This window comes from Agrobacterium sp. NPDC058088 (assembly GCF_042885035.1).
Taxonomy (GTDB): domain Bacteria; phylum Pseudomonadota; class Alphaproteobacteria; order Rhizobiales; family Rhizobiaceae; genus Agrobacterium.
Map to the genome: position 1 here is coordinate 93,611 of NZ_JBHVSU010000001.1, position 19,440 is coordinate 113,050.

A 19,440-nucleotide genomic window follows, 5' to 3' on the forward strand; every position below is an offset into this window, starting at 1 on the left:
GCGCCAGCATCAACCCGGCGCAGTTCGGCGTGTTGCATAACGCAGCTTGGCGACGGAGCAAAGCGCCAAGGCGATGTAGCCAAAGTCTTAGGGCGGGAAAGGGCCGCGCGCCGTGCCGGAAACGACATGGAATGTTCCATGGCCAGCACGGCGCCGTCGGCATGTTGCAACAGCGCGCTGAGGGTCAGGCGCGGCGCAGGCGCATGGCGGTGCGGCCACGGCCGTCGATCAGTTCCAGCGAACCGCGACGCGGCTCCAGTCTGAAGGAGCGCGCGCCTTCCAGCGCTTCGATGAATTGCCGTTCCTGACGCATGATATCGGGTGCGCAGGCCATCTGGGTGGAAATCATCCGGCCGAAATCCACGCGGTTGCGGCTGATCTTCACCTCGCCGCCGATGCCGTTGCAGCCCGCATTACCGGAAACGCGGCCCTCGCGGGAAATCTCGAGCGTTGCCTCACGGCGACCGCGAACCCGTTCGCCTCTGATGTCCTGCACCAGCCAGCGCCCGTCGATGCCCGCTTCCGGCTCCGGCCTGCCCGGACCAGCGCCCACACGCTCCAGCACGAGGTCGGTATCGTCGCGGCCGCCGGTCAGCACGGAGTAACGCCGCGTGGTGGTGAAGATCAGCCGGTCGCGGTCGCGGATTTCGGCGCTCAGCGCATAGGAACGGCGGCCCCTTATGTCGCGGTCGTCATAACGCAGCACGAATGGCACCGGCACCTGGCCGCGTGGGCGGATGGTGGTTTCGGCGATCGTCTGCGACGGCGCATCCGCCAAAGAGACATCGATGAGGCGAACGGTCACGGTGGCGCCCGGCGGCAGGGCGATGCGTTCGCGGTAGGAGACGCTGCCACGCAGGCTCGCCGGTGCCGCCGCCGCGCCGCCCGCTGCAAACAGCGGCGCAAGCGCGACAAGACCGGCGAAACTGCGGCGCGAAAGAAGAGGCTGGTGGTCGGTCATGATGGTTTGCTCCGTGCTGGTTCCGTTCGAATTTCAACGAATGATAGAAAACGGCACTGAACGGGCGATGAACCGGCGGAGCCGCCCCCGTCGCTTGCCCTGTGGCAGGATATTTATGTTGCTGGGCAATTACCGCCGGAAGAGGCTGCCACTTCGCCGTGGCAGCCCTGCGCGTGATTAGCCGCGGCAACCGTCCCGCAGCGCTTCGAACTTCGCCAGTTGTTCGGCCAGCAACTCCTTGTTCTCGTCGCGGCGGACGAAAATCTTGAACATGGCGCCGCCGGCGGCATTCATGAACCAGACGGAGCAGGAGCGGCGGCCGTGGAAGCCGCGGTCGACGAAGGTGATGCCGGCGCAATTGTCCTTCTTGATGTGACCGCCAATGGGGCTGTCGCCGTGGATGTTGAACCAGCCGTGGCTTTCTGCGCCCTCGGGCAGATGACCGGGCACTTCCAGCACGATATCGCCGGTCTGCACGATCATCAGGATTTCGCCCCAGCTACGCATCTCGTTCCAGATCGCGTCGAACCGGTCAGCCGGCGCAGAAACGGCGGCACCTTCGGGCAGGATTGCCAGAATCTCGGCCGGCGTGACCTCGGCCTTGGCGGCGATGGCCTCCACGATACCGTCAGGCTTTTCGGCGAGCGCGGCTGCGGCGCGGTCCCGCCTGTCGTCACCGGTCGTCTGGGCTGCAATGCTCATCGGGTCGGCCTCAGGCGGCAATCGAATGGCGTTCGCCATTCTTGTCTTCATGGATGATCACGTCGAAACCTTCGAAATGCGGACCGGAGAGATATTCCACCTTGCCGCGGTTCTCGCCAGCCTTGGCATGGGCGGCGCGGAACTGTTCGGATTTCGTCCAGGCAAGGAAGTCGTCCTTGGTGGCCCAGACGGTGTGCGAGGCATAAAGAGTGTGATCGTCCGCCTTCGGGCCCTTCAGCATGTGGAATTCGATATAGCCCGGCAATTCGCTGAGATGCGATTTGCGCTCGCGCCAGATGGATTCGAAGGTTTCTTCATAACCCGGCACGACGCGAAAGCGGTTCATTGCGATAAACATGAAAGTCTCCTTTTAAGTTTCCAGTTTCAGTCAGGATATCGACCCTGGACGGGGTTGGAAAGGGGTTCACGAAAAAGCAAACAAAAATACTCCACTTATCGATTGCGCGGTGTATAAACATGTGTAAATAACTCAAGATTAGTGGTGCAGGTGAACCTGCGCCGGGTCGTGTTTCAGGATAGCGCCATGTTGAATTCCCGTCTTCGTTCCTTCGTTTTTGCCGCCCTCGTCCCCGCCGCAATCGCCTTTGCCGCGCCGGCTGCCATGGCTTCGGACAAGGGTAACCCGGAGGCGAAGCGCATCGTTGCGGTGGGTGGCACAGTGACGGAAATCCTTTATGCGCTGGGTGCGCAGGACCGTATCGTGGCGCGTGACAGCACCAGCAGCTACCCGGCTGATGCGCTGGCCAAGCCTGATATCGGTTACATGCGGGCGCTTTCTTCGGAGGGCATTCTGTCGCAGAAGCCCGATCTCATTCTCTCCGAAGATGGTTCCGGCCCTGCCGATGTCATTTCCATTCTCAAGGCAAGTGCAGTGCCTTTCGTCACCATCGATACACCGCCGAGCGGTGATGCCATCCCCAAGAAGATCGAGGACGTGGGCGCGGCCGTGGGTCTCTCGGATAAGGCGAAGGCGCTGGCTGCGGAGACCAAAGCCGGGCTGGACGCCCTTGCAAGGGATGTCGGCGCCGTACCGGAAAAGGGCAGGAAGCGCGTTCTCTTCGTGCTTTCCACCGCCGGCGGTCGCATCATGGCGGCGGGCAAGGATACCGAAGCCGCAGCGATCATCGAAATGGCAGGCGGTATCAATGCGGCTGATGAGATCACGGGTTACAAGCCGCTGACGGATGAGGCGGTTATTGCCGCGGCACCCGACGTGGTCTTGACCATGGCGCGCGGCGACCATGCCGCCAAGGCGGATGAGACTTTCGCGCTTCCCGCCTTCCAGTCCACGCCTGCCGCCGCCAGCAAGGCCCTCATCAGCATGGACGGGCTTTATCTCATCGGTTTCGGCCCGCGCACGCCGGTTGCAGGTCGTGAACTGGCGCACAAGCTTTACCCTGATGTGGTGAAGCCGTGAGCTTTGCCGTCTTGAGTTCCGCCGGGGCCGCAGTTGCCGGCGACAGATCCCGCCAGGGGGTTGTCACCCTTGCCGTGCTCGTCGGCATCCTGCTGTTTGCCTGTGGCGTATCGCTTGTCAGCGGCCCCACGGGTGTCGGCATCTCCGAACTCCTTGCCTATCTCACCGGCGGCGCGGATCAGCTTGATGCGCGTGACAGGGTCATCCTCGAAGCCGTGCGTCTGCCGCGCACGGCGCTTGGCATGCTGATCGGCGCGGGCCTTGGTGTCTCGGGCGCGATGATGCAGGGCCTCTTCCGCAATCCGCTGGCCGATCCGGGCATTGTCGGTGTCACCTCGGGTGCGGCGCTGTTTGCTGTTGCGGCGATTTCGCTGGGGGAAGGCGCGCTTGCCACGGTTGCCGTGTTTTTCGGCCCGCATTTCCTGCCGATCATGGCATTCTTCGGCGGGCTCCTGAACACCTGGGTGCTCTACCTGATCGCTACCAAGGACGGCGCGACCTCCACCACCACGCTCATTCTGGCTGGCATCGCCGTGGCCGCCATCAGCGGCGCACTGACCGGGCTGATGATCTTCGTGGCCGATGATCGGGCGCTGCGCGACATCACCTTCTGGTCGCTCGGTTCGCTGGGTGGGGCGACGCCCGCCAAGGTGCTGGCCACCCTGCCATTCATCATCGTCGTGCTTGCCATCATTCCCTTCGTCGCACGCGGGCTGGATGCGCTGATCCTTGGCGATGCCGCCGCCTTCCACATGGGCATTCCGGTGCAGCGGCTGAAGCGGATCGTCATTCTGGCCGTTGCCGCCGCCTGTGGGGCGAGCGTGGCGGCGGCCGGTTCCATCGGTTTTGTCGGCATCGTCGTGCCGCATCTGCTTCGTCTCGCCATCGGCCCGTCGCACCGTTTCCTGCTGCCGGCCTCGGCGCTGGGTGGCGCTGCATTGCTGCTTTTGGCCGACAGTTTCGCCCGCACGGTGGCCGCACCGGCAGAATTGCCGATCGGGGTCGTCACGGCGCTCATCGGCGCGCCGGTCTTTCTGTTCCTGCTGCTCGGACGCGGCGGTTTTTCCATGCGGAACACGCCATGATCCGCGCTGAAAACATCACCCTCATCCGCTCCGGCCGCCGTCTGCTCGATGGTGTCAGCGTCGATCTGAAACCGGGCAGGGTCAATGTCATCATCGGCCCGAACGGTGCGGGCAAATCGACCTTGATGAAGGTTCTTTCGGGCGAGATGCGCACGGAAGCCGGTTCGGTGACCTATAATAATGTCGCCCTGCCGCAATTCACGCCGGTGCAGCTTGCCCGTCTGCGTGCCGTGCTGCCGCAGAATACCCAGCTTGCCTTTCCCTTCACCGCGTTGGAGATCGTGCGTATGGGGGCGGTGGCGCAGGGATCCCGGGCGCCGGAGGAACAGGCCCGCCGGGCGCTTGCCAAAGCGGGGCTGCGCGGTTTCGAGCAACGCTCCTACAACATGCTGTCCGGCGGCGAGCAGCAGCGCGTGCAGTTTGCCCGGGCGCTGGCGCAGGTGCCGAACCCGGTGGAAAATGGCGAGGCGCGGGCGCTCTTCCTTGATGAGCCGACGGCCAGCCTCGATATAGGCCACCAGATCTCCGTGCTGGAAACGGCGCGCGATTTTGCAGGGGGCGGCGGTCTCGTGCTCGCCATCCTGCACGACCTCAACCTTGCGGCGGAATTTGCCGATCAACTTATCGTCATGCATGGCGGGCGGGTGACGGCAAGCGGTCCTTCGCTGGAAACGATCAGCGACGAGACGATCGCCCGGGTTTACGGCATTGGCGGCGTTGTCGGCCGGCTGCCGGCACGGCATATTCCTTACGTTCTGCCGCAGTCGCGGCATCGCTAGCGGAGCCTGCCTTCAGCTTTCCGGCCGCGTGGCGATGAAAAGCGCGGAGCCGAGCATGACGGCGGCGACGATTGTCGCCCTCAGCGGCGGCGGCTCGCTCAGAAACCAGAAGGCGGCGTAACTCACCGTCATGGCTGAAAGCGCGGCGATCTTGGCGTGGCGGGCAATTGCACCGCGTTCGCGCCAGCGTCGCAACGAAGGGCCGAACCTGGCGTGGGACAGCAGCCAGGCTTCAAGCGTCGGCGAGGAACGGGAAAAACACCAGAGCGCCAGAAGCAGGAACGGCGTGGTTGGCAACACGGGAAGAAACGCGCCGACAATGCCGGTCGCGACCATCAGCCAGCCAAGACAGAGGTATAAAAGGCGCATGCCTAGGCGGTATCATGAGTTCATCACTCAGGATAGAGCGGTGGGCCCAAAACCATGAAGTCGCTTTGCCGCATGTCCCGGCCGCACCACAAAAACCAGGGGTTTTTGCCATCACATTTGCCGTGATCGGGTTGGTCTGTCCTGCCTTAACGTGCCTTTAGGGTTGAAAGCGCAGCGCGCAATCCTTATTCCCTTGGGCCGCGATGCCCGGAGCATAACCGGGCCGTCAACAGGAAGAAGAAGGAAACACCATGGCCAAGCTGATCCACTCGATGGTCCGGGTGCTGGACGAAAAGCGTTCGGTGGAATTTTACAGACAGGCTTTCGGGCTTGAGATCGCGGAACGCGCCGAGTTCGAGAATTTCACGCTGATTTATCTCAGCAATGCCGAGGGCGATTTTGAGCTGGAACTGACGGTCAACCGGGGTCGCGAAGTGCCTTATGCGCTGGGCGACGGTTATGGCCATCTCGCCGTTAGTGTTGCCGATGTCGACAGCGAGCATCAGCGTTTCGTCGAGATCGGGCTTTCTCCGGGCAAGATTATCGAGGCCGATTATAAGGGTCAGCCTTTCGCAAAATACTTTTTCATCTGCGATCCGGATGGTTACAAGATCGAAGTGCTGCAGCGCGGCAACCGGTTCAAATAAGCTCTGATGGAGGCGGGCATGGCAGAGGCAGGCGTCAAACTCGAAGACAGCTGGAAGCAGGTTCTCTCAGGCGAATTCGCCAGCCCCTACATGCTTAAGCTGAAAGAGTTCCTGCTTGCGGAAAAGACCGCTGGCAAGCGCATCTTTCCCAAGGGCGCGGAGTATTTCCGCGCTCTCGATCTCACGCCGCTCGATGAGGTCAAGGTCGTCATATTGGGGCAGGACCCCTATCACGGCACCGGCCAGGCGCATGGGCTGTGCTTTTCGGTGCAGCCCGGCGTGCGCATTCCGCCGTCGCTCGTCAATATCTACAAGGAGTTGCAGAGCGATCTCGGCATTCGCCCGGTCAAACACGGTTTTCTGGAAAGCTGGGCGAAGCAGGGCGTGCTGCTGCTCAACAGCGTGCTGACGGTGGAAGAGGCCCGCGCCGCCTCGCATCAGGGGCAGGGCTGGGAAAAATTCACCGACGCGGTCATCCGCGCGGTGAACGATGAATGCGACCATGTCGTCTTTCTGCTCTGGGGCTCCTATGCCCAGAAGAAGGCGGCCTTCGTGGACCAGCGCAAGCACCTCGTGCTGCGTTCGCCGCATCCGTCGCCGCTTTCGGCCCATAACGGCTTTTTCGGCAACGGCCATTTTTCCAAGGCCAACGCCTTTCTCGTTTCCCATGGCCGCGAGCCTATCGACTGGCAATTGCCTGATCTCGCGGAAAGCGACAAAAACCTTCTTTAAATACTCATAAATACCTTTGCGCTTTGTCGGTCCCGGAGTTAAAGATAAGCGGACTACAAAGTGAAGGATTATGCCCGTGTCTCTCCTGTCTGCTGAAACCTTTGTTTCGCTGCCCGATCCGCTGTCGGTTGTCGATGCCTTTGAGGACCATTTTTCCGAACATATGGAAATGGAGCGCGAGGGGGCGACGGTGCGGTTCAAGACGGAGTATGGTCATGGCAGCTTCAGCGCTGAAGGTGGCCGGTTTGCTGCGCGGGTGAATTGCGTTTCCGAACATATATTAACGTCGGTCAAGGCCATGGTGGCCGAGCACATTGCGGAGTTTTCCGGTGAGGCGGGGCTGGATTTCCGCTGGAGCGGCCATGGCGCCGAACAGCGAGAACTGCCCAATCTTTTCCACGGCAAGGTCGCGCGCGCCTATAACCTCACGCCGCATATGCGCCGGCTGGTCGTGTCCGTCGAAAGCGGCATCGAAAGGCTTCTGACCGGCGGCATGCATGTGCGCCTGCTGCTGGTGCCGGATCAGGCTCGTGCGCCGGTCTGGCCCTATCTCGCCCCCACCGGCGCGATCATCTGGCCGGAGGGCGATGATCTTCTCACACGGCGCGTCTATACCATCCGTTCCGGTGATATCGGCCGCGGCGAAGTGGATATCGATTTCGTCATGCATGAGGGTGACCATATGCCGGGTGCCACCTTCGGCGCGACGGCGAAGCCTGGCGATGTTCTCGGTATCATCGGCCCGAGCGGCGTCTGCCCGGAAGCCGAGCGTTACGTTTTTGCCGGTGATGAAACCGCGCTGCCGGTGATGCTGCGCATGGCAGCCGAAATGCCTGCCGGCAAGAGGCTCAGGGTCTATGCCGAAATCGACAACGAGGCCGAGCGGCAGGAGGTGGTCTGCGCGGCCGATGTCGAATGGACATGGCTTTATCGTCGCGGCAAGCCCGCCGGCACGTCCGGTCTCATCGAAAAGGCGCTGCGAGCGCATGCATGGAGTGCGGACCATGACGGCCTGCATGTCTTTGCCGCTTGCGAAAAATCAGAGGCGAGAGCGGTAAAATCTTTCCTGACCGATGAAATCGGTTTCCCCAAGGCGTCCTTGCGTGCCGTGGGTTATTGGACCATGGGCGCCGCCGACGATCACTGACATGGCCTGCCCAGCTGGTTGAACAGTCGATTTTATCGTTCACTGATCGAGAACAATCCGTTCCTGCCGTCCGCTCTATGCCTAAGGCGGCTCTTACCCCATGTTTACGCCATGAACAGAGCGGGCCCCATTGCGAGGCCTGCCAGGCGAAAGGGGTTTATCATGCTCAACCAGATCAAAGGCCTGCACCACGTCACATCGATGGCGGCGAGCGCACGCGAAAATAATGGCTTTTTCACCGATACGCTCGGCCTGCGCCGGGTGAAGAAGACGGTCAATTTTGACGCGCCTGACGTCTATCATCTCTATTATGGTGATGAAGTCGGCACGCCCGGCTCCGTCATGACCTATTTCCCGTTCCCGCATATTGCCCGCGGCCGTCCCGGCACGGGCGAAGTGGGTACGACGCTGTTTTCCGTTCCGGAAGGGTCGCTTGGCTACTGGCAGGAGCGTCTTTCAAAGGCCGGCGTGGATGGTCTGAAGTCGGACGAAGCCTTTGGCAACAAGCGCCTGCACTTTGCCGGCCCAGACGGCGACGGTTTTGCGCTGGTCGAGGTCAGGGATGACAATCGCGCGCAATGGACCGGCAATGGCGTCGGCGAGGATCAGGCGATCCATGGTTTCCAGGGAGCCTCCTTGCGTCTTCGCGACGAAGGCGCGACCGCCGAACTGTTGAAATTCATGGGCTATCAGGAAGTGGACCGTCAGGATGGCGTGCTGCGTCTTGGCATGCCTGGCGGTAACGGTGCCGATGTCATCGATATCGAAACCATGCCGAATATTTCAGGCGCAAGGCTGGGTGCAGGGTCGGTACACCACATCGCTTTTGCAGTCGAAAACCGTGAAAAGCAGCTGGAAGTGCGCAAGGCGCTGATGGATACCGGTTATCAGGTAACACCGGTGATCGACCGCGATTATTTCTGGGCGATCTATTTCCGCACGCCCGGCGGCGTGTTGTTCGAGGTGGCCACCAACGAGCCCGGTTTCGACCGCGACGAGGATACTGCTCATCTCGGCGAGGCGCTGAAGCTGCCCACCCAGCATGCGCATCTGCGCTCCGTGCTGGAAAAGCAGCTGGAGCCGCTGGGTGACGAGAAGGCGGTTTAATACCGCTATTGCGTTTCCCCACGTCTCTTCTCCCCGGCGGGGAGAAGAGACAAGCGGCACCCGCTTGCTCCACATGATTGCTCCGCCGGGCTGAAAAAGCCGCGCGGCATTTCCGAACTTCTTCCTTCGAGAAAGGATTCCCCCCATGTCCAAGGACAGCTATTTCCACAAATCCCGCGCTGGCACGGCCGGTGCGCCGCTTTTCCTCGTGCTGCATGGCACGGGCGGCGATGAGAACCAGTTCTTCGATTTCGGCGCGCGGCTATTGCCGCAGGCCACTATTCTCTCACCGGTCGGCGATGTTTCCGAACATGGCGCGGCGCGGTTTTTCCGGCGAACGGGCGAGGGCGTTTACGACATGGCCGATCTTGCCCGGGCAACCGAGAAGCTGGCGGATTTCGTTAAGGCGAACCGGGACCATTATCACGCCGGGCCGATCATCGGCCTTGGTTTTTCCAATGGCGCGAATATTCTCGCCAATGTGCTGATCGAGCTGCCCGAGCTTTTCGATGCGGCAATCCTAATGCATCCGCTCATCCCGTTCGAGCCGAAGATTTCTCCGGCAAAACCCACGCGCCGTGTGCTGATCACGGCGGGCGAGCGTGATCCGATTTGCCCGGTGCCGCTGACCAAGGCGCTGGAAGAGAGCTTGAAGGCCCAGGGCGGCACGGTGGACACCATGTGGCACCCGGGCGGGCATGAAATCCGCTCCGGTGAGATCGATGCGGTGAGGGCATTCCTCGCGGTTTACGGCGGGTAACGCTCGCCGCCAATGGCGGCGTTGTCCGCCGGCGGGACTGCTTCGGTTTCACGGCCTTGGCAAAGCGTTACACAGTTCGGCGTCATCCTTGGGATTGAGCCACCAAACGGACGCGAAAGAAGAGGGCCTCGTTCAATGGGAAGGAAAGTCAGGCAAATTGTGCCGACGTCATCCTCGGGCCTGTCCCGAGGATCTGCCAACGTATTGATTTTATTCGACGTGGTTAGATCCTCGGCACAGGGCCGAGGATGACGTTGAGTGAATGTTCACCCTTCACCACCGACTTCAAGGAGACTGCAGCCTGTCTGGAAATTTAAACCGGACAGCAGTGGGACAAGCCCGAGGATGACGTAAGAGACGTCTGAACGGCTGCGTTCAAGCTCCTCCCGCCCGCCTCAGCGATAACCGCATTGCTGCAATTGCGCCTCGTAACGCAGCGCCATGTTGGCGGAGCGGCGGGCGGCTTTCTGGACCGCGGAATTGTTGCGCCAACTGCCTTTCGCATAACCGCCATGGCCGGAATAATAAGCGAGGTAGAGATTGTAGGGGTCGTTCAGGGCAATGCCGTTTTCGCGCCGGCTCTTGGCGTGGTACCAGCCGACGAAGTGGATCGCATCGGTAAAATCGGTGCGGCTTGCCGACCATCGACCGGTTTCGCGCTTGTAGACCTCCCAGGTGCCGTCAAGCGCCTGGGCATAACCATAGGCTGTCGACTGCCTTGTCCAGGGGATGAAGCCCAAAAGCTTGGTGCGGGGTGGTCGCGCATAGGGGCGGAAGGCGGATTCGGTATAGATCGTCGCCATCATGACAGGCACCGGCACCCCGAATTCCCGCTCGGCCGCTTTCGCATCGCGCCGCCAGTTGTTGAAGATGCCGTTCCGCTGCTCGAAAATTGCACAGGCATTGGTGACCTGCGACGGTGCGGTGGCGCAGCCGGCCAGGACGAGCAGCATCAGGAAAACAACGGCAAATACGCCACGCATAACGGAACCCTTTCGTTCCGCCATTCTTAAATTGCTAACCATTAACGTCGGGTTTTAAGACAAGGTTAATTCAAATGCCGCCGATTAGGCGGCCGTTAACCCCATGAAAATTCCTGTGGCCGGGATGGGGCGAAACCAGGCGCCGCGTGTCTCTTTCCACCCTTTCTGGAATTTGTTGATCCCCGCGCATCCCCGCTGCCACGGGATACGATAAACTTGTTTCCATTCCGGTCATCAAGCGTGCGCGCGGCGCAAGATGGGCGGGGCAGGCAGCCGAGACCGGGGAATTTCCAATGTCACGGGCGAGGCGGCCGGCAGGTGTCCATCCTTCAAACAGGAACCGGTTTGATGGCTGGGTCACAGGCTGAAGTGTCGGAGCCGGGGCCGCATCGTCTGCAAAACCCTGCAATACCATCTGGTACCCCGCAGCGATGCGGCCCTATCATCGTTTCCAACGTCGCCTCGGAATCCGTGGCGGCGGTGCTCGCGCATATTCGAAAAACGCGTCCGCTGTCTAAAAATGAAAACCGATAAAATTGTAGCAATCGGCTTAAAGCGGCTGAAAACAGTGCTGTGCCATTGTGGGATCACAGACAGGGAGTGGCCTTTGCAAGAGGCGCTCCGCAAACGAAATCGAGACCGGTACAAGCCGGCGGATCGCAAACGGGGTATGAAATGCTGAAGAAGATTATTGCTGCCGCCATCTGCGGAATTGCCATCGCTTCCATGTCCACCCATGCCGATGCGGCGGGTGCTGCCGGTTTTGCCCGCGGATTTGCCGCCGTCGAGAAGTCTGCCGTGACGCAGATCGGTATTTCTCCCCGGGATGGTTTCGATGGTTGTGTTCTTTCCGCCGGTCGGTGCGTCTCGACGATTGCTGCACCGCTGACAGCTGAGCGCCGCGAAGAGTTGCTGCGCGTCAACCGTGATGTGAACGCCACCATGGGTGCGCTCGATGATTATTTCTCCGGTTTCGCAGGTGATGTTCCGGCAACGCCGTCGGTAAGCCTTGGTGATTGCGGTGACTGCGCCGCGATCAAGCGTACGGCTCTTGCCGGTGCTGGCTGGTCTTCCAATGCGCTGCGCGTCGCCTTTTCACTGAACAATGACGGATCGCTCGAAAAGGTGCTGATCGTTACCACTGACAAGGGCGATATCGTGCTGGGCAACGCCGCCTTTTCTGCCGAGAGCCGCGAAACCGCGCTCTAATCTTTAAATTTCAGCATCGGAAATCTTTCTGGATCCGATGCTTCACTGCTTATGCCTGCCAGACTGCGCCGGTTTTCCTGATCTCTGTTGGTTCAGGAAACCGGCGATTTTTTTCGTTCGGCAACGGCGATACCGGCGAGCGCCAGCATCAGCGCGACGATCTGGTAGCCATGCAGGGTCTCGCTGAGCACGACCACTGATAACAATGTGCCGAAGACCGGCACGAGGTTGATGAAGAGGCCGGCGCGGTTGGCGCCGATCTGCTCGACACCTTTAATGTAGAGAATCTGGGCGATGAGCGAAGCGAATATGCCCGCATAGGTCACCAGCATCCAGCCGGTCTGATCCGGCCAGACGATCGTGTCTCGCGACATTTCCCATAGCACCAGGGGAATGGAGGTGAGGAGCGCAAAGAAGGCCGGGATCGCCATCAGCGTTCGCCAGTTGACAACAGGCTTCCAGCGCAGGATGACGGTATAGATGGCATAGACCAGCACGGCGAGCAGCATGATCGCATCGCCGACATTCACTTCGAGTGACAGCAGTGAGAGCGGATTGCCGTGGGAAGCGAGCAGCGCCACGCCTGCAATGGTGAGGCAGAAGCCGACGATCTGGCCGATCAGCACCCGCGTGCGGAACAGCACGAAGTTCAGAACGAAAATGACCATGGGCACGCCGGCCTGAATGACCGCGACGTTGATGGCGGATGTATATTGCAGCGCCGTGTAGAGAAAGACGTTGAACGCCGTATAACCAACGCTGCCGAGCACGAAGAAATAGGGCAGGCGCTTCCTTACCACCGGCCAGTCGCGGATGAGCTGCGGCACGGAGATGGCAAAGATGATGGCGACGGCAAACACCCAGCGCAGCATGGTGAAAGCCATGGGGCTGATGTGGCCGACGGCAAGCTTGCCGGCAACGGTGTTGCCGCCCCAGCAGAGCGTGGCGATGATGAGGGCGATATAGGCTTTGGAAGGCACGCTGATTGGTTCGCTTTTTCACGGGGCGGGAAAATGGCCAAGGGGTCAGCTGCGGCCTTGCGCCCGCGCTTCGTCCTCCGCCGGGCGAGATAATGCGGGAAATCGGCGGCTTGTCACGGAAAAAGCAAAATTCACCATAAGAAACAGGGTCGCTTTCCTTAAAACAACACAGTATACATTCGCGGGTTTGGGTTTCCCATCGGGTTATCGGGCGCGCAGGCGCCATGAGCAGGAAAGCAAGAAATGACGAATGTTGTGGTGGTCGGCTCGCAATGGGGCGACGAGGGTAAAGGCAAGATTGTCGACTGGCTGTCCGAGCGGGCAGATGTCGTCGTGCGGTACCAGGGCGGTCACAATGCCGGCCACACGCTTGTCATCGATGGTGTCAGCTACAAGCTTTCGCTCCTGCCATCAGGCGTCGTGCGTCCCGGCAAGCTCGCCGTCATTGGCAATGGCGTCGTGGTCGACCCGCATGCGCTGATTGCCGAAATCGGCCGTCTGGAAGCGCAGGGCGTCAAGGTTACCCCGGAAAACCTGCGTATCGCCGACAATGCCACGCTCATTCTTTCTCTGCACCGTGAACTGGACGGCATGCGCGAAGACGCCGCCTCCAACAGCGGCACCAAGATCGGCACCACCCGCCGTGGCATCGGCCCGGCTTACGAGGACAAGGTCGGCCGCCGCGCCATCCGCGTCATGGATCTCGCCGATATGGACGCGCTTTCCGCCAAGGTCGATCGTATTCTGACGCACCACAACGCACTACGTCGCGGTTTCGGTGCAGCCGAAGTCTCGCATGAGACGATTATGGAAGAGCTGGGCTCGATTGCCGAGCGCATCCTGCCGTTCAGCGAAACCGTTTGGCTGCTGCTCGACAAGAAGCGTCGCGCCGGTGCGCGCATTCTGTTCGAAGGTGCCCAGGGCTCGCTGCTCGATATCGACCACGGCACCTATCCCTATGTGACCTCTTCCAACACGGTTGCCGGACAGGCTGCTGCCGGTTCGGGCATGGGTCCGGGGTCGCTCGGATACATTCTCGGCATCACCAAGGCTTACACCACACGCGTTGGCGAAGGTCCGTTCCCGACTGAACTCAATGACGAAATCGGCCAGTTCCTGGGCGAAAAGGGTCATGAATTCGGCACGGTTACCGGCCGCAAGCGCCGCTGCGGCTGGTTCGATGCCGCGCTGGTGCGCCAGTCGGTCGCCACCAACGGCATTACCGGCATTGCGCTGACCAAGCTCGACGTTCTCGACGGTCTGGATGAGCTGAAAATCTGCGTCGGCTACAAGCTTGACGGGCAGGAAATCGATCATCTTCCGGCCAGCCAGGGTGCGCAGGCGCGCGTCGAGCCGATCTACATCACGCTGGAAGGCTGGAAAGAATCTACCGTCGGTGCCCGAAAATGGGCGGATTTGCCTGCTCAGGCAATCAAATACGTCCGGCAGGTGGAGGAACTGATCGGAGCGCCGGTTGCGCTTCTGTCGACAAGTCCCGAGCGTGACGACACCATACTTGTGACTGATCCGTTTGAGGATTAATGTCCTCGGCGATCTAGATTCATAAACCATATCGGGCCGGTACGTCGCTGGTCACGACGAGAAAGTGCTTATGGCGGATTTTGTAGCAGTCATTCGCAAGGCCGTGGATGGCTTGGCGAACAATACTCCCGAAAACCGGGCGAAGGTTTACGACAAGGCGCGCAGTGCGGTTGTGCGCCAGCTCGAGAATATGAAGCCACGTCCGCCGGAAGAATTGTTGCGCCGGCAGATCGCCAAGCTGGACGCCGCCATTGCTGAGGTGGACAGCGAATATGCCGAGGCGCTTCCGGCGCTGGAGGAGGATGACGCGTTCTCTCCGGTGGCCGAAGAGACGGCGGCATCCTATGAACCTCAGGATGCCGTCGATGAAGCAGCGGCCCATCCCGCTGCAATCGCGCGCGAAGTCGAACCGGAACAGCCTGTTCATCATGAAGAGGCCCCGTATGAGCCTGTTTATGAAGAGCCCGCGTCGGCTGAGCCCGAGCCGGTTTACGAAGAGCCCGCCCATCACGACGAACCCCGCCTTGATGCCTACGCTTCCGAAGAGGAGCGGCATCATGGGACGCATGAGCCGGAAGAGCTATATGATGCGCCGGAACCGGCGCATGCCGCACCGGCGCGGGTGACCGCTTCCCACGAAGACGTCGGCACCTATTTCACCCGCACGGAAGAAGAGCCGGCTCACCAGCCGCAGGAAGACCATGCGGCGCCAGAAACGGCACGCGCTGCCGCCGATGATTCCGTTCCCTCCCATTGGGCGCAGCCGGTGGATGAGGATGACTGGCGCAAGCTCGAGGAAGCGCAGGCCGACGATGCACGTCCGGCCGGACAAGCCTATGAGGATATTGGCGACGAGAGCGGCGAACGTCCGCTCGTTGCCGGTTACGCTGCGCAGCACTATCAGGAGCCAGAGGTAAGTTTCGAGCCAGACAGGCGCGAAACGGACGACCATCTGGGTCCTGCCGCCGTGGAGCATGCGCCCGCCTTTGGCGGCCGGCACGATTTCGACGAGCATCACCAGGTTGAAGAACAGGCGCCGAAGAAGGCAGCCGTGGTCGAGGATTTCTCGTCCTATTTCCAGGATGCGGATATTTCCGTTCCCGCCAAGGACGCGCCGGCGCTGCCGCGCGCGGATAATGATCTCTTTGGCGAGCCGGCGGGTGCCAGGGACAATAAGGAACGTACGCCCTGGGATGATCTGGACGAGCTGATCGGTTATGACGGGGCATCCCCGTCCAACCGGCAGGCTTCCGGTGATGCGCCCGGTCTGGCTGCTGCGGCGGCGACGCCCGCTTATATGGTCAAGAAGAAGCCGCGCCGGAACTATGCGTCGGTCGTGCTCGCCCTTGTCGGCGTAGCGCTGCTTGCCGGCGGCGGTTATGCCGTGTGGATGAACCGCGATGCGCTGAACGACATGGTCGGCGGGCTGGTCAGTTCCGCACAGAATGGCGGTAATGGCCAGACGATGCCCACCGACACGGCGCAGACGCAGCCTTCGACGACCACGCCAGCAAGTCAGCAGTCGCCTGCCGCCACCGGCCAGCAGCAGGCAGCGACGCCGAACAATCACCAGACCCAGCCACATGGCGACGACGGCTCCGTGACCGGCACCAAGTTCACGCAGCGGCTGATGGCCGATGGCACCGAACGTGACGAAGGGCCCGCCGCCGGGGCGAACGGCCAGCCGGTGACGGCCGAAGGCCAGTCTGTCTATGAGCAGAACGTCGCGCCGCCGCCTGCGGGTGAAGCTCCGGCCAATAATACGGGCGCACCTGCGGGAACGCCGGCCGGCACGCCGCCGGCACAGCAGCCCGCCGTTGCCGCCAGCGGCGACCGCATGTTCCTCTATGAGGAAGTGCTGGGCCAGACGGTGCCGACCGCCATTCAGGGCAGCGTGTCCTGGTCGCTGCAGCAGGAAAATGACGCGGAAGGCAAACCTTCGCCCACCGTGCAGGGCCAGATCACCGTTCCCGGCCGTGGCCTCAGCGCGCTGATCACCTTCAAGCGCAACACCGATCCGTCGCTGCCGGCAAGCCATCTGATCGAGATCGTCTTCTCGGTGTCGCCGGGCTTTGAAGGCGGCGCGATCGACAGCGTCCAGCGCATCGCGATGAAGAGCACCGAGCAGGATCGTGGCAATGCGTTGATCGCGGTTCCGGCCAAGATCACCGACGATTTCCACATGATCGCGCTCAACGACTTCCCGGATGCGATGAAGACCAATCTGGAGCTTCTGAAGAGCCGCAACTGGATCGACATTCCGGTGTCCTACCGCAACGGCCGCCGTGCGCTGCTGACCCTGCAAAAGGGCAATGACGGCATCGCCGCCTTCGACAAGGCGCTCAGCGAATGGGCGGCGGCATCGCCGGCGACGGGACAGTGATGATTTAAGGGCGGCTCAGGCCGCCCTTTTCGTTACATGGCTACGGACGACGTGCTTATGGAATGGCTGCGGCGGTGTCTTTGCCGTGTCGGATGACGGGTTGTGGGGATGTTGGTGGGTGCGGCTCACCCCCCTCTGCCCTGCCGGGCATCTCCCCCACAGGTGGGGAGATCGACTCGCGGCAAGGTTTCGCCTTTCTTGATGGTCGAGATAGCGCAACGCGGGCGCGTCTTGCCAATCTCCCTCCTTGTGGGGGAGATGCCCGGCAGGGCAGAGGGGGGTAAGCGGCATACTCCGAAGCGCGGATATTTTCCCTACCGCTTCTCCTCCAGCCCAATCACGGGTCTCAGAGGCAGACCATTTCCGGTTGTCCGCTTTTCACATACAAAAAATCCCCGGCCGAAGGCCGAGGATGATTCATGGTCAGCGCGTTGGCGTCATAAGCGCGCTGTCTTACGCATCGACCACGCGCAGGGCGCGCGCTGCTTCCAGCGCTTCTTTCTGCACCGCTTCCTGAACCTTCTCGAAGGCGCGAACCTCGATCTGGCGGACGCGTTCGCGGCTGATGTCGAACTCTGAGGAGAGTTCTTCCAGCGTCACCGGGTCTTCGGCAAGGCGGCGGGCCTCGAAGATGCGGCGTTCGCGCTCATTCAGCACGCCCATGGCTTTCGCAAGCATGCGGCGACGAGTTTCCAGCTCGTCCTGTTCGATCAGCACGGCTTCCTGGCTGTCATGGTCGTCCACCAGCCAGTCCTGCCATTGGCCGGACTCGCCTTCGGAGGCCTTGATCGGGGCATTCAGCGATGCGTCGCCATGCAGGCGGCGGTTCATCGAGATGACTTCTTCTTCCGACACCTGCAGCTTCGTCGCGATTTCCTTGACGTGCTCCGGCTTCAGATCGCCATCGTCGATAGCCTGGATGCGGCCCTTCAGACGGCGCAGGTTGAAGAACAGACGCTTCTGGTTGGCGGTCGTGCCCATCTTCACCAGCGACCACGAGCGCAGGATATATTCCTGGATCGAGGCCTTAATCCACCACATGGCATAGGTGGCCAGACGGAAACCGCGCTCCGGATCGAATTTCTTCACCGCCTGCATCAGGCCGACATTGCCTTCGGAGACGACTTCGCCGATCGGCAGGCCGTAACCACGGTAACCCATGGCGATCTTGGCCACGAGACGCAGGTGACTGGTGACGAGCTTGTGGGCGGCGTCGCGGTCGCCATGCTCGGCATAACGCTTGCCAAGCATGTACTCTTCCTGCGGCTCCAGCATCGGAAATTTGCGGATTTCGTCGAGATATCTATTGAGACCGGCTTCGCCGGCTGTAATCGTAGGCAAACTATTGCGGGCCATAAAGCACCCCCTTATCTATGGTCTGGAACGGCACCCTCTTTGATCGGCGACTGACCCGCCGGAGGCACACCGTAAGCTGCGGGTCGTTACCGACCCCGCACGAACCCATGTGACAGATATGTACGCGCGCGCCGCGTTTCAAGCGAACGCTGCGTTCACACATGCGTTATGTCGAGGCGACACCTTCTTTGACCTGTTTAACTTTCGAACGGTAGATTCGTTCCGAAAAACCGCCGAGGCCGGAGCGTACCATCAGCTCATACATCACCCGTCTGCGCATCGGATTGTGCAGACGCACCACCCTCGCGCCGAGGAACTGCGTCTCCACGTGAGCAAGCGCCTGCAGATCGGTATCTTCGGCAATCGCGCCGGCATAGGTCGCGTGAAATTCCCGGCGGCAGACATAGGTCTTGTATTTGGTCATTGCGAAACAGACGAGGCTGTGGCCATGGGTGCGCAGGAAATCCGCGACGCCCACTGTCACCTCCGGCCAGGCGGGATTGAAGGTATCGTCGAAAACGATGACGCCGTGGGGCGCGATTACCTCCATGGCCAGTTTCGCATCGGCCAGCACATGGTGCAGGTGATGGCCGCCATCGATGCTGAAGAAGCGCACCGGTCCGATCTTCGCGGTGATGTCGGCAGGCGATAACCGCGTGCTGTCGCCCTTGATGATGAGGTCCGCATCCATTGAAAACCCGAGCCGACGACCATTCTCCATCAGCCGCTCATATTGGTCGAGGCTGCCGTCTTGCGGCGGGTCGAGATCGAACAGGTCAATGCCCAGCACCTTCTCCTCGCTCCGGGCGAATTTGCGCAGCAGGAAATAGGAGCGGCCATAATAGATGCCTATTTCAGCCATGCCACCGTTGAGGCCCTCTTTCGTCTGCGCCTGCAGCAAGGCCTCGAAGACAAGCGCGTCGGGCGGGTCGATATAACCTTCGACGCTGCGCAGATCCTGGAATATAAACCGGCGGTCTTCGATATTCATCAGCGATAAATCCCGTCATCATGCCGGTTTCGTTCAGGGGCGACTTGAACGAACAGCGTTTCCTGCGGTGTCTTTTCTCGCCAGGCTCTTGTGTGGCCGCGGTTTTTCACAGCGGTGATTTCAAGCTTCGGCTGGGCCGAGGAGGTGCGACGATTGAAGCGAAATTGGGGCGGTCTATAAAAAGGACCGACTGCGGAATATCGCTATCCGCTAATCTTTTTTTATTATCCGAGGCTTCCGGCAAAATGCCTGGCGCAGTTTTTTTGTCT

The 19,440-nt window shown here is 61.0% G+C and carries 19 protein-coding genes; 11 read left to right on the plus strand and 8 right to left on the minus strand.

The window, feature by feature from the left end; all coding sequences use genetic code 11:
* Window positions 1-184: 184 nt before the first annotated feature.
* The 3 genes from ACFVTJ_RS00495 to ACFVTJ_RS00505 all read right to left on the minus strand — a co-directional run bounded on the left by ACFVTJ_RS00495 (window position 185) and on the right by ACFVTJ_RS00505 (window position 2,021).
* On the minus strand, window positions 185-961 hold the full coding sequence (locus tag ACFVTJ_RS00495; RefSeq protein ID WP_386903683.1) for a YbaY family lipoprotein: 777 nt from the start codon (window positions 959-961) through the stop codon (window positions 185-187).
* Window positions 962-1,138: 177 nt separating this feature from the next.
* Entirely contained in the window at window positions 1,139-1,663 is a 525-nt protein-coding gene (gene hutX, locus ACFVTJ_RS00500) for a heme utilization cystosolic carrier protein HutX (RefSeq protein ID WP_386905213.1), read from the minus strand.
* A 10-nt stretch (window positions 1,664-1,673) separates the two neighbouring features.
* Window positions 1,674-2,021 carry an antibiotic biosynthesis monooxygenase gene (locus ACFVTJ_RS00505; protein WP_006314959.1) on the minus strand — a complete coding sequence of 116 codons (348 nt, stop codon included), beginning with the start codon at window positions 2,019-2,021 and terminating at the stop codon, window positions 1,674-1,676.
* A gap of 186 nt (window positions 2,022-2,207) precedes the next feature.
* Between ACFVTJ_RS00505 and ACFVTJ_RS00510 the strand changes: the two genes are divergently transcribed.
* Genes ACFVTJ_RS00510 through ACFVTJ_RS00520 form a run of 3 tightly spaced genes read left to right on the plus strand, consistent with a single transcriptional unit; the run spans window position 2,208 to window position 4,965 of the window.
* Window positions 2,208-3,101: a hemin ABC transporter substrate-binding protein gene (locus ACFVTJ_RS00510; protein WP_386903685.1), complete on the plus strand. Its 894-nt coding sequence runs from the start codon at window positions 2,208-2,210 to the stop codon at window positions 3,099-3,101.
* Window positions 3,098-4,186 (plus strand): FecCD family ABC transporter permease, encoded by a 1,089-nt coding sequence (locus ACFVTJ_RS00515; protein WP_386903687.1) that lies wholly within the window; start codon window positions 3,098-3,100, stop codon window positions 4,184-4,186. The genes ACFVTJ_RS00510 and ACFVTJ_RS00515 overlap by 4 nt, the downstream gene beginning before the upstream one ends.
* Window positions 4,183-4,965 carry a heme ABC transporter ATP-binding protein gene (locus tag ACFVTJ_RS00520; RefSeq protein ID WP_386903689.1) on the plus strand — a complete coding sequence of 261 codons (783 nt, stop codon included), beginning with the start codon at window positions 4,183-4,185 and terminating at the stop codon, window positions 4,963-4,965. Before ACFVTJ_RS00515 ends, ACFVTJ_RS00520 begins: the two co-directional genes overlap by 4 nt.
* 12 nt (window positions 4,966-4,977) lie before the next feature.
* On the opposite strand, the gene ACFVTJ_RS00525 is transcribed toward ACFVTJ_RS00520, so the two are convergent.
* Window positions 4,978-5,334, minus strand: coding sequence for a YbaN family protein (locus ACFVTJ_RS00525; protein WP_386903691.1), 357 nt, complete (start codon window positions 5,332-5,334; stop codon window positions 4,978-4,980).
* 251 nt (window positions 5,335-5,585) lie between these two features.
* Between ACFVTJ_RS00525 and ACFVTJ_RS00530 the strand changes: the two genes are divergently transcribed.
* The 5 genes from ACFVTJ_RS00530 (at window position 5,586) to ACFVTJ_RS00550 (ending at window position 9,727) form a co-directional block, all read left to right on the plus strand.
* Window positions 5,586-5,981: a VOC family protein gene (locus tag ACFVTJ_RS00530; protein ID WP_386903693.1), complete on the plus strand. Its 396-nt coding sequence runs from the start codon at window positions 5,586-5,588 to the stop codon at window positions 5,979-5,981.
* Between the two features lie 18 nt (window positions 5,982-5,999).
* On the plus strand, window positions 6,000-6,713 hold the full coding sequence (ung, locus tag ACFVTJ_RS00535; protein ID WP_386903695.1) for a uracil-DNA glycosylase: 714 nt from the start codon (window positions 6,000-6,002) through the stop codon (window positions 6,711-6,713).
* A 70-nt stretch (window positions 6,714-6,783) separates the two neighbouring features.
* Window positions 6,784-7,860 (plus strand): DUF2218 domain-containing protein, encoded by a 1,077-nt coding sequence (locus tag ACFVTJ_RS00540; protein WP_386903697.1) that lies wholly within the window; start codon window positions 6,784-6,786, stop codon window positions 7,858-7,860.
* A gap of 162 nt (window positions 7,861-8,022) precedes the next feature.
* Window positions 8,023-8,967 carry a VOC family protein gene (locus ACFVTJ_RS00545; RefSeq protein ID WP_386903699.1) on the plus strand — a complete coding sequence of 315 codons (945 nt, stop codon included), beginning with the start codon at window positions 8,023-8,025 and terminating at the stop codon, window positions 8,965-8,967.
* A gap of 145 nt (window positions 8,968-9,112) precedes the next feature.
* Complete coding sequence (locus tag ACFVTJ_RS00550) at window positions 9,113-9,727, plus strand: alpha/beta hydrolase (RefSeq protein ID WP_386903701.1); 615 nt, start codon at window positions 9,113-9,115, stop codon at window positions 9,725-9,727.
* 395 nt (window positions 9,728-10,122) lie between these two features.
* On the opposite strand, the gene ACFVTJ_RS00555 is transcribed toward ACFVTJ_RS00550, so the two are convergent.
* Window positions 10,123-10,710, minus strand: coding sequence for a transglycosylase SLT domain-containing protein (locus ACFVTJ_RS00555; protein ID WP_386905215.1), 588 nt, complete (start codon window positions 10,708-10,710; stop codon window positions 10,123-10,125).
* Window positions 10,711-11,385: 675 nt separating this feature from the next.
* On the opposite strand from ACFVTJ_RS00555, the gene ACFVTJ_RS00560 reads away from it, so the two are divergent.
* Window positions 11,386-11,919: a transglutaminase-like cysteine peptidase gene (locus ACFVTJ_RS00560; protein ID WP_386903703.1), complete on the plus strand. Its 534-nt coding sequence runs from the start codon at window positions 11,386-11,388 to the stop codon at window positions 11,917-11,919.
* 92 nt (window positions 11,920-12,011) lie between these two features.
* Here the strand turns inward: ACFVTJ_RS00560 and ACFVTJ_RS00565 are convergent, their stop codons facing one another.
* Entirely contained in the window at window positions 12,012-12,899 is an 888-nt protein-coding gene (locus ACFVTJ_RS00565) for a DMT family transporter (RefSeq protein ID WP_386903704.1), read from the minus strand.
* A 243-nt stretch (window positions 12,900-13,142) separates the two neighbouring features.
* Between ACFVTJ_RS00565 and ACFVTJ_RS00570 the strand changes: the two genes are divergently transcribed.
* Window positions 13,143-14,441: an adenylosuccinate synthase gene (locus tag ACFVTJ_RS00570; protein ID WP_386903706.1), complete on the plus strand. Its 1,299-nt coding sequence runs from the start codon at window positions 13,143-13,145 to the stop codon at window positions 14,439-14,441.
* Between the two features lie 70 nt (window positions 14,442-14,511).
* A complete protein-coding gene (locus tag ACFVTJ_RS00575; RefSeq protein WP_386903708.1) occupies window positions 14,512-16,824 on the plus strand; it encodes a hypothetical protein in 2,313 nt (770 codons plus the stop codon).
* A 453-nt stretch (window positions 16,825-17,277) separates the two neighbouring features.
* On the opposite strand, the gene rpoH is transcribed toward ACFVTJ_RS00575, so the two are convergent.
* Both rpoH and ACFVTJ_RS00585 read right to left on the minus strand, forming a co-directional pair.
* Window positions 17,278-18,180 carry an RNA polymerase sigma factor RpoH gene (gene rpoH / locus ACFVTJ_RS00580; RefSeq protein WP_386903710.1) on the minus strand — a complete coding sequence of 301 codons (903 nt, stop codon included), beginning with the start codon at window positions 18,178-18,180 and terminating at the stop codon, window positions 17,278-17,280.
* A gap of 166 nt (window positions 18,181-18,346) precedes the next feature.
* Window positions 18,347-19,171, minus strand: coding sequence for a class I SAM-dependent methyltransferase (locus ACFVTJ_RS00585; protein ID WP_386903712.1), 825 nt, complete (start codon window positions 19,169-19,171; stop codon window positions 18,347-18,349).
* Window positions 19,172-19,440 lie beyond the last annotated feature (269 nt).